13 protein-coding genes and 1 riboswitch are annotated in these 12,285 nt (G+C 61.1%); of the genes, 7 read left to right on the top strand and 6 right to left on the bottom strand.

All coding sequences use genetic code 11. The features are described from left to right. Window positions 1–16 precede the first annotated feature (16 nt). Both CK911_RS18760 and CK911_RS18755 read left to right on the top strand, forming a co-directional pair. Window positions 17–415, top strand: coding sequence for an STY0301 family protein (locus CK911_RS18760; protein WP_098971846.1), 399 nt, complete (start codon window positions 17–19; stop codon window positions 413–415). Between the two features lie 96 nt (window positions 416–511). Next, window positions 512–775, top strand: coding sequence for a hypothetical protein (locus tag CK911_RS18755; RefSeq protein ID WP_042024501.1), 264 nt, complete (start codon window positions 512–514; stop codon window positions 773–775). A gap of 100 nt (window positions 776–875) precedes the next feature. On the opposite strand, the gene aphA is transcribed toward CK911_RS18755, so the two are convergent. After that, window positions 876–1,595: an acid phosphatase AphA gene (gene aphA / locus CK911_RS18750; RefSeq protein WP_172954059.1), complete on the bottom strand. Its 720-nt coding sequence runs from the start codon at window positions 1,593–1,595 to the stop codon at window positions 876–878. A gap of 106 nt (window positions 1,596–1,701) precedes the next feature. Next, entirely contained in the window at window positions 1,702–2,376 is a 675-nt protein-coding gene (locus CK911_RS18745) for an ATP-binding protein (RefSeq protein ID WP_098971844.1), read from the bottom strand. Between the two features lie 180 nt (window positions 2,377–2,556). On the opposite strand from CK911_RS18745, the gene CK911_RS18740 reads away from it, so the two are divergent. After that, window positions 2,557–3,873 carry an MFS transporter gene (locus CK911_RS18740; RefSeq protein WP_042024487.1) on the top strand — a complete coding sequence of 439 codons (1,317 nt, stop codon included), beginning with the start codon at window positions 2,557–2,559 and terminating at the stop codon, window positions 3,871–3,873. A 150-nt stretch (window positions 3,874–4,023) separates the two neighbouring features. Here CK911_RS18740 and CK911_RS18735 read toward each other — a convergent pair whose 3' ends face one another. After that, window positions 4,024–5,010, bottom strand: a complete 987-nt coding sequence (locus tag CK911_RS18735; protein ID WP_098972797.1) for a sodium:calcium antiporter — start codon at window positions 5,008–5,010, stop codon at window positions 4,024–4,026. Window positions 5,011–5,098: 88 nt separating this feature from the next. Next, window positions 5,099–5,205, bottom strand: a riboswitch (yybP-ykoY riboswitch). Window positions 5,206–5,375: 170 nt separating this feature from the next. Between CK911_RS18735 and CK911_RS18730 the strand changes: the two genes are divergently transcribed. Then, window positions 5,376–5,963, top strand: a complete 588-nt coding sequence (locus CK911_RS18730) for a superinfection exclusion B family protein (RefSeq protein ID WP_098971842.1) — start codon at window positions 5,376–5,378, stop codon at window positions 5,961–5,963. A 97-nt stretch (window positions 5,964–6,060) separates the two neighbouring features. Here the strand turns inward: CK911_RS18730 and CK911_RS18725 are convergent, their stop codons facing one another. Then, complete coding sequence (locus tag CK911_RS18725; RefSeq protein WP_098971840.1) at window positions 6,061–6,915, bottom strand: GyrI-like domain-containing protein; 855 nt, start codon at window positions 6,913–6,915, stop codon at window positions 6,061–6,063. A gap of 4 nt (window positions 6,916–6,919) precedes the next feature. Next, the gene (locus tag CK911_RS18720; RefSeq protein WP_098971837.1) at window positions 6,920–7,417 is read right to left on the bottom strand and encodes a GNAT family N-acetyltransferase; all 498 of its coding nucleotides are present in this window, start codon (window positions 7,415–7,417) and stop codon (window positions 6,920–6,922) included. Window positions 7,418–7,578: 161 nt separating this feature from the next. Here CK911_RS18720 and CK911_RS18715 point away from each other — a divergent pair, with 161 nt between their 5' ends. Next, window positions 7,579–9,027, top strand: a complete 1,449-nt coding sequence (locus tag CK911_RS18715; RefSeq protein WP_098971835.1) for a catalase — start codon at window positions 7,579–7,581, stop codon at window positions 9,025–9,027. Window positions 9,028–9,506: 479 nt separating this feature from the next. On the opposite strand, the gene CK911_RS18710 is transcribed toward CK911_RS18715, so the two are convergent. Next, complete coding sequence (locus tag CK911_RS18710) at window positions 9,507–9,824, bottom strand: DUF1496 domain-containing protein (protein WP_098971833.1); 318 nt, start codon at window positions 9,822–9,824, stop codon at window positions 9,507–9,509. A 223-nt stretch (window positions 9,825–10,047) separates the two neighbouring features. On the opposite strand from CK911_RS18710, the gene CK911_RS18705 reads away from it, so the two are divergent. After that, entirely contained in the window at window positions 10,048–11,391 is a 1,344-nt protein-coding gene (locus CK911_RS18705) for a hypothetical protein (RefSeq protein WP_098971831.1), read from the top strand. Window positions 11,392–11,500: 109 nt separating this feature from the next. Next, entirely contained in the window at window positions 11,501–12,277 is a 777-nt protein-coding gene (locus tag CK911_RS18700; RefSeq protein ID WP_098971829.1) for an ABC transporter substrate-binding protein, read from the top strand. Window positions 12,278–12,285 lie beyond the last annotated feature (8 nt).

Genomic DNA, 12,285 nt, shown 5'->3' with positions numbered 1-12,285 from the left:
AGAGAGATCCGAGATCATGTTACTGACCACCCTTGCCCTTGCCGCCAGCCTGCAATTTGATTGCCCGCCCGCCATCGAGGTTAGCCAGCAACTGCTGACCCCGCAGCAGGGCTGGCAGGCGTTCACCCGCAATGACGATGGCAAACAGGACGAAACCCTCAGCCACCGGCTCGATAATCTGGCCCTGTTCGACGGAGATCCTGCCGAGCTGGCCCAGCTCAAACCGGATAACGGCGACAACGACGAGACCCACTACTGGAGCCAGCTCGAGAGCAGCCTTCGCCCCCTCTATCTGGTCTGCCACTATCAGCACAGCGCCATCACCCTGCAGCAGGCGCTGCCCGCCGGCATCAGTTACTGCCGCGTCAACCAGCGCGATCGCTACACCCTGTTCGGGCTTATTTGCCGTACCTAACCGCCACGAACCGCAGGCAGTTTATTGCCTGATTGTGCAGGGCGTGGGGGCGGTTAGGGCTATACTGGCCGCCACATTTACTGTTGTGGATACCCCATGAACGACACTCAGGAATTTTTTGACGAAGAGACGCTGCTGGAGATGGTGGAGAACCAGCTCAACGATGGTCACCCGCCCCATGTGAAGGCGACCCTGATGCGGCTGGTGATGAAGGGCACCCCGCGGGCAGAGGCGCTGCAGTATATCGCCTGCGCCCTCGGGGCCGAGCTGATGGCGATGGAGGCCGATCAGGGCCCCTTCAATCTGACCCGTTACGGCGAGTTCCTCGACAGCCTGCCCGAGATGCCGTGGGCTGACTGATACCGTGAGCTGACTAAGGCGCCACGCCTTTGCATGACTCCTTAAAAGCAGAAGGGCGGGTGCCGATGGCCCCGCCCTTATTACATGGATCCGGTATGGATCAGAACTGGGAGTTGATGATCACCTCTTCCCCCAGCGCCCCTGCCAGCGGCAGTGGCCGGTAGCTGGAGTTGGCTGCCCGCAGCAGACGAATGCCGCGAATGCCAACCTCCTGCGCCGCCTTGATATCCCCGTCGGCATCGCCGTAGAAGACCTTCATCTGCTTCTCCTTGAGCCACTGCACCTTGGTGTTCTGGCCCGGCTGATCACCGGCGAAGATCACCGGATTGAGCTGTGCGGCCGGGATCTCCATGGTCTGTTGCAGGGTCTGGCTAACGGTTTCGGTCTTGGTGGCCGAGCGACCGGTGACGAAATAGATGTGGTCACCGCGCTTGAGGTGCATGGCGATGAGCGCCTTGCCCACCTCTTTCGGCATGCTGAACGCATCCCAACCGTTGTTCATCTTCTCCCAGAAGGCGGGGTTCTTCAGATAGCTCTCGTCGTTGGGCGAGAACTCCTGCTTGCCGCGATAAAAACCGGGGCTGGAGAAGAGCAGGGTATCGTCGATGTCGAAGCCGACCGCCATCGGCGGCAAGCCATCCAGACTCTTGGCAATCTGCTCCACTGAGACCCAGTGGATCGGCGCCTGCTGGGCCAGCGTGACGGTAGTTACACCGGCAGGGATCGGTTGAAGGGTTGCGGCTTCACCCGCGACGGCAGGCAGAGAGAGGGCAGCAGCCAGCAGGGAGGCAAGCAGCGCCGGACGAGAGAGGTGTTTCATAAGGCAGGTTGTCATCTTCAATCAAAAGAGGGGGCCAATAGTGCCCCCATCCCGCCCCTCAAATCTGTGAACGTTCCTGCAAAAGGGAGCATTTGACGCCCGACAATTAATCTTCGATTGGCAGCAGATCGGTAAAGACAAAGCCGTCGCGCAGTACGGTTTCCCCGACCCGAATGCCGAGCGGACGGGCAAACATGGGGCCATCATAGGCCAGGGTGTGAAACTCGCCGTTCTCACCGCACGGGTCCACCCCCTCAGGCAGCGCTGCCAGCAGTGCTTCGTCAAAATCGTGGCCACCCAGGCTGGCATCCAGCTTGTTCGGGTCGAGGGCACTGATCCGCGCCTTCAAGCCAGCGGCCATCATCTGCGGCGCCAGTTCACCGGTGTTGCTGCCCCACAGCGGGAACAGTGGCTCGATACCGGTGCCTGCCAGCTGCTGTTCACGGTAGGCGCGCACATCCTCAAGGAACAGGTCGCCAAAGGCCATATGGCGGATCCCCTGTGCCACCACATCGGCGATAAAGCCGGTCATGATGCGGGCGTAATCCTCGTTGCTGCAGGGCCAGGGCAGATCGATGGTGATGAGGGGCAGCCCGACACAGGCAGCCTGCTCGGTCAACAGCTGCTTACGCACCCCGTGCATCGCCACCCGCTCGAATGCCTGATTGAGGGTGGTAAACAGCCCCACCACCTCAATGGCGGGATCTTGCCGCAACTGATGCAGTGCCCAGGCGCAATCCTTACCGCTGCTCCAGGAGAGCAGTACCCGTTTCTTTTCCATCATTCCTCCGCCAGTGGGGCGCTCTGGTTTTCCCAAAAAAGTTGCCCCAAAAAGATGCAAGACAGTGTTGCGAATTGCGCGATTTACACACAAGAGGCAGGCAGCATACTCTCGAACACCTGTATATGCCCCTTGCGCGGGCTGACAATAAATAAAAAAACCGATGGGAAACATACGGATATGAGCACAACCGCACAACAACACGATCACGCCCGCCCCCTCAATCGACAGGATTACAAGACCCTGAGTCTGGCTGCCCTCGGCGGTGCGCTGGAGTTTTACGACTTCATCATCTTCGTCTTCTTCGCCGTGGTCATCGGCGAGCTGTTCTTCCCGGCCGACATTCCCGAGTGGCTGCGCCAGTTCCAGACCTTCGGCATCTTCGCCGCCGGTTATCTGGCCCGCCCGCTCGGCGGCATCATCATGGCCCACTTTGGCGATCTCATCGGTCGCAAGCGGATGTTCACCCTCAGCATCATCATGATGGCGCTGCCGACCCTGTTGATCGGTCTGCTGCCAACCTATGCGGTACTCGGCATCGGTGCCCCCATCGCCCTGCTGGGACTGCGGATCCTGCAAGGCGCGGCCATCGGCGGTGAAGTGCCCGGCGCCTGGGTATTTGTCGCCGAGCACGTTCCTGCCCGTCGGGTCGGGGTCGCCTGCGGCACGCTCACGGCGGGATTGACGGCCGGCATCCTGCTCGGCTCCCTGATCGCCACGGCGGTCAACAAGAGCCTGACCCCGGCCGAAGTGAGCGAGTGGGGCTGGCGAGTACCCTTCCTGCTGGGTGGTATCTTCGGCATCGTCGCCATGTACCTGCGTCGCTGGTTGCACGAAACCCCGGTCTTCGCCGAGATGAAAGCCAACAAGACCCTGGCCGACGAGCTGCCCCTCAAGACGGTGCTGCGCAATCACAAGAGCAGCGTGGTGGTCTCCATGCTGCTGACCTGGCTGCTCTCCGCCGGGATCGTGGTGGTGATCCTGATGACCCCCACCTATCTGCAGAAGGTCTATGGCATCAGCCCGGCCGACGCCCTGACCGCCAACTCGCTGGCCATCGTCGCCCTGACCCTCGGCTGCATCGTCTATGGCCGACTGATCGACCTGCTGGGCAGCGGTATCACCTTCATGCTCGGCTCCCTGCTGCTGGCAGGCTCCAGCTACGCCTTCTATCACGGTCTGGCGGCCGGCACGAGCCAGCTGGTGCCGCTCTACATGCTGGCGGGCTTTGCGGTCGGGATTGTCGGCGCGGTGCCTTACGTGATGGTCAACGCCTTCCCGCCGGTGGTGCGCTTCTCCGGTCTGTCGTTCTCCTACAACGTGGCCTACGCCATCTTCGGCGGCCTCACCCCGATGGCGGTGACCCTCTGGATGAAGAACGACATGCTGGCCCCCTCCCACTATGTGGTCAGTCTTTCAGTGCTGGGTTTTGCCATCGGCCTCTGGCTCTGGTTCCAGCAACGCACCTCGCAACAACAGCTGCCCCAGCCCACCTGAAACCGGCTTGGAACTTAAGGGGCGGGGCCGCCTGACCCACAGCCCGGCAGGAGTGTCTTGCCGGGCTGTGTTGTTGCTACTTCGCGGCACTCACGAGTGACCACCTTGGTGCCCCGACCGATCCGCCCCCCCTGAATGGTCACATCCCGCTCACATCACTAACAGCCAGCCGCAGAAGCACAGATAGAGCAGACCAATCAGTGCCAGACGACCAGCCGTCATCGCCCCCCGGCGAAACCCCCACCAGAGCAACACCATCGCCAATACTGTCACGATCGCAGAGGCCAGCATGGCACCACTCAGCAGCCAAGGGGTAAACAGCAGACAGAACGCCTTGGGAATGGTGCCCTGAATCATCATGGCCCCGGAGATATTGGCCAAGGCCAGCCTGGTCTTGCCCTGTCGCACCCAGATCAGCACGTTCATCAGCTCCGGCATCTCGGTCGCCACCGGGCTCAGCAGCAGGGCCGCCAGCACCGGCGAGAGGCCAAACAGCTCGCCCATGCTCTCCAGCTGATGAACAAACAGCTGGGCCGCCAGCGCCACCACCACCAGCGCACCCAGCGTCTGCAGTAGCACCTTGCCAAGGGGCGGAATCCCGGCATCGGGTGCCAGTTTGAGGGGCTCCGGCAGCTCGACCTCGTGGCTGTCGCTCTGTTTCAGCTCGCGCCGCACATAGACGAGGTAGACCAGCACAAACAGCGGGGCCAGCCAACTCTTGCCGCTAAAGGCGACCAGACCCAGCGCGGTCGCCACCAGAAAGATACCGATAAACCAGCGCTGATCCCGGCCAATCTCACGCTGCACCTCACCATTGATGGCCCGTTCGGTACGCCCCATGCAAAGCAGCAGGGTGAGACCGACCGCAGCATAGCCGATGGTCGCCAGCACCAGCGGCCCGCCAAGAGCGGCGCCAATGCCGATCTCCTGCTGGGCGGCCGTGTTGCCCATCAGCAAGGCGGTGAGGGTGACGATGCACTCGGGCAGCGCCGTACCGAGCGCCGCCAACAGCGAGCCTGTGGCACTTTGGGATAGTTTGAAGTGGTGGCCGGTCCACTCGATGCCGTTGACGAAGTATTCGCAGGCAAGGTAGATGGTGACCGCAGAGACGAGAAATAACAGCAGGGTAATCAACATAATAGATACCGCCAGGCGAGCAGAATAACCAATGGACCCGACATGGCTCGCCCGGCTGGCGTGCATATCGAGGCCAAAGGTCTTGCAGAGCGATAGTGCCTATCGCCGCCCATGCCATGGATGCGAGGATCCAAGAGTGTTGACATGGGCCCGGCCCGGAATGCGGGCGGGTTGCTACTCCCCAATGACTGAGGGGGCTTTTTAGCAACGCGGCAGCCCGTTCACAAGATAAACAATTCATCACTCACTGACTGAGTTGTAAGGGAATGTAACCCGGCCCGCCGCACTCCCCCCCAAATTGCACTCTTGGCACACAGCTTGCTGTAGGTAGTTCACTATCCACAACAGTTTGGGAAGGATGAACGATGAAACGGTGGATCCAACATTTCTATCAACTGAACCGCCTCAACTGGCTGATGGTCTGGTTGTTGCTCTGCAGCAGCATCATCTTGCTGTTTCCGGCCGGGCTGATGAAAGGGGCTGTCAGCCTGTGGGCGATGGAACACGCGGCCTGGCTGGGAGTCGGCATGCTGATCGCCATCTCCTACTTCTGCAGTCAGGGCTTTTTGATCGCCTGGGAGTGGGCCTGTGAGGAGTGGCAAGCTCGCCGCCAACAGGACCAGCTGACCCAGATGATCGGCTTCCTCGACTTCAACGAGAAGGCTGTGTTGCGCGAGTTCGTGCTGCAGCGCAAAAGCGTCATAAACTTGCCGATCACCGAGCCCGCCGTCAAAAACCTGATGGATGCCGGCGTCCTCACCTACGCCTACGGCAAGCCGGTACGGGAGAAGGATGACGAGAACCAGATCCGTGCCCTGATGATCGCCCTGCCCGCCCGACCTCTGCTCACCTACAAGGTGCTGGGGCTGTCGCGCGGCAAGATGAGCGACGAGCAGGTGGAGCAGATCATGAACGCCCGCCCCAAGTTCGCCCAGAAGGGGTTCCAGCGCTAAACGCTGCCTCAACCGCCAGAAACACAAGAGCCGGACACTGTCCGGCTCTTGTGTTTCTGCACGACGTTCTGCACCGCCCCTTCCGTCTTCTTTTGCCCTACCCCTTGAGGCTGGAGCAGAAGCTGACATCCGCGACCTTGGTCACCGGATCGAAGCTGTGATAGAGCTCGAAACAGGGTCGATCATCAAATTCGAAACCGGCCGCCACCACCTCACCGATATGCTGTTGCCAGAACGCGGGATATTGCGCCGGGTCGGTCACGGTGAAACGTGACTGGCCATAACGACCTCCCGCCAACTGCTGGATCTCCACATTGCCGCAGCCTTTGGTACCGGCCGCAACGGTGACGCAGATATCGGTGCGGCACTGCTGGGGCGCAGTGATCTCGGGGTTGTCGTGGTAGATGAAGATCCACTCCCCCTCGGCCTGCCCCTGCTCGGCAGACCACTGGTAGAGCTGGTCACATACCGGTTCATAGCCAGTGCCGTAAGGGCCGGTCACCCGGATATAAGCCAGGGTGCGCGGGGCCATCTGTTCGGTTTTCATCGGTTGCCTCCTTTCATGGGAATGGCTTTCAGCATAACCAGCCTCACGGGGGGCGGCGTGTCCATTCTTGCTCAGTTGCAGCAGCGAGGGTTGCTGGCGTAGCGCCCCCGGCGTCATGGCAAACTGCTTGCGAAACGCCTTGGCAAAGGCCTGCGAGCTGGAAAAACCGGCCGAGAAGGCTATCTCGGTCACCGGATCCCGGCTGTAGCAGAGCGCGCGGGCCGCCCGCTCCAGCCGCAGACGGCGCTGCATCTCGGCCGGGGTTTCGCCGGTGACGGCGGTAAAGACCCGATGAAAGTGATAGCTGGAGAGCGACGCGAGACTGGCCGCCTCGCGAAGGCAGAGCTCGGGGTTCTGCTCCAGCGCCCGGATCACCGGGCGCAATCTGGCCTGATAATCGACCATGCCGTTAGCGACTGGCGCCCCCCGCAACTCTGGCCATGTAGAACACATCCACATAGCGCCCCTGGCGGAAGGCATAGTCACGGGCCCGCCCCTCTGCCACAAAGCCGAACTTGCGATAGAGCGCCTGCGCCGCTTCGTTATCGACGAAAACCGTCAGTTCAATCCGGTGCAGGTTGAGCCAGTTATCGGCCAGCTCCAACGCCGCGGCCATCAGGGCAGAGCCCACCCCTTTGCCAGCCCAGTCATCCCGTACCCCCATGCCAATACCTGCCACATGCTTGCGTCTGGGATTGGGCTCCACATGCAATGAGATCTGGCCCACCAGCAGCCCATCTGCCTCCGCCACCAAGGCGACCACATCACCGCTATCCAACCGCTTCTGCCAGACGCTCAGGGTCGGATACGGCAGTTGCAAGGTGCCCGCCTGGGCATTGGGCAGGGCGTAGAGATCCCGCAAGGCGGGGGCATCGGCGGGTTCGGCATGACGGATAGTAATCTGCATATGAGGCTCCTTCTCGAAGCCTCCATCATGCAATATCCGGCGCGGTTACACATCCCCCACCCGCACCCATTTGTCTTGCCTATCAAAGGGCGAGGAAAGGCCCATTGGCCGATCATTGCGCAGATCCGTAGGCTGGCCCCATATCAACAAGGAGAGAAGCCATGACTGACAAAACCCTGCACAGCGCCAACGGCGCACCCGTCGTCGACAACAACAACAGCCTCACCGCCGGCCCGCGCGGCCCCGTATTGATGCAAGATATCTGGTTGATGGAGAAACTCGCCCACTTCGACCGCGAGCGCATTCCCGAGCGGGTGGTTCACGCTAAGGGCTCCGGCGCCTACGGCACCTTTACCGTGACCCACGACATCAGCCAGTTCAGCAAGGCCGGCCTGTTCAACGCCATCGGCAAGCAGACCCCGGTCTTCCTGCGCTTCTCCACCGTGGCCGGTGAGAAGGGTGCCGCCGATGCCGAACGCGACGTGCGTGGCTTCGCCCTCAAGTTCTATACCGAGCAGGGCAACTGGGATCTGGTGGGCAACAACACCCCGGTCTTTTTCATCCGCGATCCACTGAAATTCCCCGACTTCATCCACACCCAGAAGCGGGATCCGCGCACCAACCTGCGCAGCGCCACCGCCGCCTGGGACTTCTGGTCCCGCCATCCGGAATCCCTGCATCAGGTCACCATACTGTTCAGCGATCGCGGCATTCCCAAGAGCCTGCGGGAGATGAACGGCTACGGCAGCCACACCTTCAGCTTTATCAACGACGCCAACGAACGCTTCTGGGTCAAGTTCCACTTCAAGACCGAGCAGGGCCACAGCTTCTACACCGATGAAGAGGCGGCCAATGTCGTCGGGCAGGATCGGGAGACCAGCCAGGCGGATCTGTTCAATGCCATCGAGCAGGGCGACTTCCCGCGCTGGAAGGTTTATGTGCAGGTGATGCCGGAGGCCGATGCCCAGACTTACAACATCCACCCGTTCGACCTCACCAAGGTGTGGCCGCACAGCGACTACCCGCTGATCCCGGTCGGCGTGCTGGAGCTTAACCAGAACCCGGACAACTACTTCGCCCACGTGGAGCAGGCCGCCTTCACCCCGGCCAACGTGGTGCCCGGTATCGGCTTCTCGCCGGATCGTATGTTGCAAGGGCGGCTCTTCTCCTACGGTGACACCCAGCGCTATCGCCTCGGCGTCAACCACGGTCTGCTGCCGGTCAACGCCCCGCGCTGCCCGTTCCATCACGGCGCCCATCGTGATGGCGCCATGCGAGCGGACAGCAATGGCGGCGCCAGCCCCAACTATCAGCCGAACCGTTTCGGTACCCAGCAACCGAGCGAGCAGCACGAGCCGGCGCTGAGTCTGGAAGGGGCCGCCCTGCATTACGACTTCCGTGACTACGACAGCGATTACTACAGCCAGCCCGGCAACCTGTTCCGCATCATGGACGAGGGACAGCGTTCACGGCTCGCCGCCAACCTGGCGCGCTCCCTCATCAATGTGGAGGATGACGCCATCGTCGCTGCCCAGCTCAAGCACTTCGAGCAGGCCGACCCCGAGTACGCCAAGCGGATCGAACTGGCACTGGCCGCGCTGCAACGCTAGGCCATGATCTGACAGGTAAAAGACAGCAAAACAAAACGGGGGCCTTTCGGCCCCCGTTGTTATGCAGCTAAGGGTAATAAACGCAAAAACGGAGCGCGAGGCTCCGTTTTTCAATGCAGTATCAATCCCTGACGGAACGCGATTCGCGCTCTTCCCGCTCCCTTGCCAACAAGCGTTTGTACCACCCGTTACGGCAACCAAGCTGTGCATTGGAAGAGCACCACCGAGTTCCATCTGCGGTGATAAATACAAAACGGAGCACGAGGCTCCGTTTTTCAATGCAGTATCAATCCCTGACGGAACGCGATTCACGCTCTTCCCGCTCCCTTGCCAACAAGCGTTTGTACCACCAGCTACTGCGACGACGTTGTGCATTGGAAGAGCGACGAGCCATTTCTTAGGTTCCAGCCAAGAGAAGAAAGGAGCTGCATTATGCGACAGGGATCACGTCCATGTCTTTAGCTGGATCAAGAAAAGCCTCACTGCCCCACGGAAATCGTCTTCTGATCTTTCGCCCCTCTGGTGGCAGGCAGCACCATTGCAGGGGATCGCCAGGCCAGCGGGCCATTACTCTCGAGATCATTCAGCGGGCCGCACTCCAGCCAGATATCCCCCTGCAGTATCCGCCCCCCTTCAGAATATTTCTGATCGGCAAACCAGCAGACCCGCTCTGGCAAAGCGCCCAATGGCAGGACCAGCTCGGGGCTGGCAGACTCGCCCGCAACCGTGGTTTTGGGGGTAGCCGATGCAGGCGCCAGCCAGAAGGCGGCCAGCAGGCAGAACAATATATTTCTCATGGGGTAGATCCTGTTTCGTTGCGGGGTGCCCTCGATGGAGCGACCAGTCCCGGGGTTTACTTGACTGACAATCATACTGCCTGCTGGCATTGTGGAACCAATATGGTAGCCTGCCTGCGCCTGCGGGCAGGCTCTCGTTGCCACCCGCAAACTTCCGGTAAATTTGTCACTTCCTGACAAAATATAACCTTATTTATCAAATCGTTATTTGGATATTATCCCAATGCGTATCATGCCGTTGCTTCAGGCGGCCTGCCTGAGCCTGATGTTGTCCGCCTGCGTTGCCCCATTGCTGATGATGAGCCCCACCAGCCAGCTGATGTGGGCCCTGCTCAAGCCGCTGGTCGGCTTTGACCCGAACGAGGTCAATCTGTTCGAACAACCCCTGATCAAGGATCGGATGACCGCCATCCTTGGCCCCAACTACGACAGCACCATGCAGTTGCTCAAGACCGCCGACAAGTTACAGCAGGAGGGGCCGCTTTTCTATGTGCTCTCCGAGTATGCGCCGGTGCCGGATATCGCCAAGCAGGCGGGCATGGTGTGGAACTCGCAAACCAACCAGATGTCGGTGTTGCTGCAAAAAGGGGATGGTACCACCCAGACCTTTGGCGAGAATCTGGCGGGCACGGCACCGACCTGGCCAACCACCATGCAGGGATGGCAGACCCCCGCCAGCCAGCTCACCCCGGCGGCCAATGCCCTGACCGGAACTGCAACTGCAACCGCAACCGCAACCAGTCAGAGCGGCGCCTCCCCCTTCTCCCTTGGTAGCGCCTTGGGCACAGTGACCAGCAGCGTCACCGGCTCGCTGGCCGACAGCGCCAGCCAGGTCATCAGCGGCGCAGCCGCCAACGCCACAGGACAGGCCACCAGACAAGCCACCGGACAGGCCGTCCAAGCGGTGAGCCAGAGCGCGACCAACCTGACCCGCAGTGCAACCACCGCAGTCACTGCGCCTGCCAAACAAGCAGCCAGCAGCGCAGCTGCCACCGTGACGCAGGAAGCTACCAAGGCTGTTGTCACTCCGGCCAAACAGGCAGTCAGCAGCGCCACCTCCACCGTGACACAGGATGCCACCAAGGCTGTTGCCGCTCCCGCCAAACAGGTCGTCAGCAGCACTGCCGCCACCGTGACACAGGAAGCCACCAAGGCCGTTACTGCTCCGGCCAAACAGGCAGTCAGCAGCGCCGCCGCAACCGTAACGCAGGAAGCCACCAAAGCTGTTGCCGTTCCTGCCAAACAGGCGGTAAGCAGCGCCGCCGCAACCGTGACGCAAGAGGCCACCAAAGCCGTTGCCGCTCCAGCCCAACAAGCCGTCAGCAGTGTTGCTGCAACCGTGACGCAAGAAGCGACCAAGGCTGTTGCCGCTCCTGCCCAACAAGCCGTCAGCAGCACTGCCGCCACCGTGACGCAAGAAGCGACCAAGGCCTTGGCAGCACCCGCCAAACAGGCTGTCAGTGCCGCCTCTCATACGGCCGGAGAGAGCATCGCCGATGCCGCCAGAGCGGCGGAAGCCAAGGCCCGCGCCAAGGCAGAGGCGGAGATGGAAGCCCTGCTCAAATAAACCGACAGGCCACCGCGAGGTGGCCTGTTTTTTATCCCGCCACCGGATCATGAAGTTATGGCAAAGGCCACATAGACTGTTAGGTAACTACTCGCACAAGGAGTGCATCATGCGTCATCTGCTCTCTGCTTTCGCCTCTCTCGCTCTGTTTATCGCGCTCCCGGCTCCGGCACTTATCTACTATTCGGAGCAGAACATGCCGCTCAATGGCCAGGATAAAAATGGTCAGCCTGTGGGGCTGGCGGTCGAGTTGCTGCGCCTGATGTGGCGCGAAATGGGGGAGCCGGAGCAACCGATCCACTTTCTGCCCTGGGCCCGCGGTTGGTATCTGCTGACCCAACAGCAAGAGGCCGTGCTCTTTACCACCGCCCATACCAAAGAGCGGGATCCCCACTTCCTCTGGGTCTGCCCCATCAGCCACTCGCGGGTCGCGCTGGTCGGCCGCAAGCAGGATGCCCCCAAAGTGGCTAGCAAAGCGGATCTCGCCAAGCTGCAGATCGGCGTGATGCAGGCGGATGTGGGGGAGCAGTTGTTGCTCAACCGCGGGATCAGCCCGGGCAATATGATGGCGGTGGAGCGGATGGATCAGGTGGTGCGCCAGCTGATCATGGCGCGCACCGATCTGGTGGCGGGCAACGAGGTGATGTTACGCCATCAGGCCAAGGAGCTGGGTTTCCCCAGCGAGGATTTTGTCACCGTCGCGATTCTTGAAGAGCAGGATAACTGCTTCGCCTTCAACCTGAGGGCAGACAAGCAGCAGGTTGCCCGTCTGCAACAGGCGCTGGACAAGGTCAAGCAGGGGGATGAATACAAAAAGCTGATAGCGCGCTACCAGCTGCTCAGCATCCTGCCCGAAACCAGTCCCCCCATCCCGCGCCTCGAGTAACCCCGGCC

This window comes from Aeromonas sp. CU5 (assembly GCF_002586745.1).
Lineage (GTDB): Bacteria > Pseudomonadota > Gammaproteobacteria > Enterobacterales > Aeromonadaceae > Aeromonas > Aeromonas sobria.
Note: the sequence above shows the minus strand (reverse complement) of the source record. Positions and strands in the feature narration are given on the sequence as shown.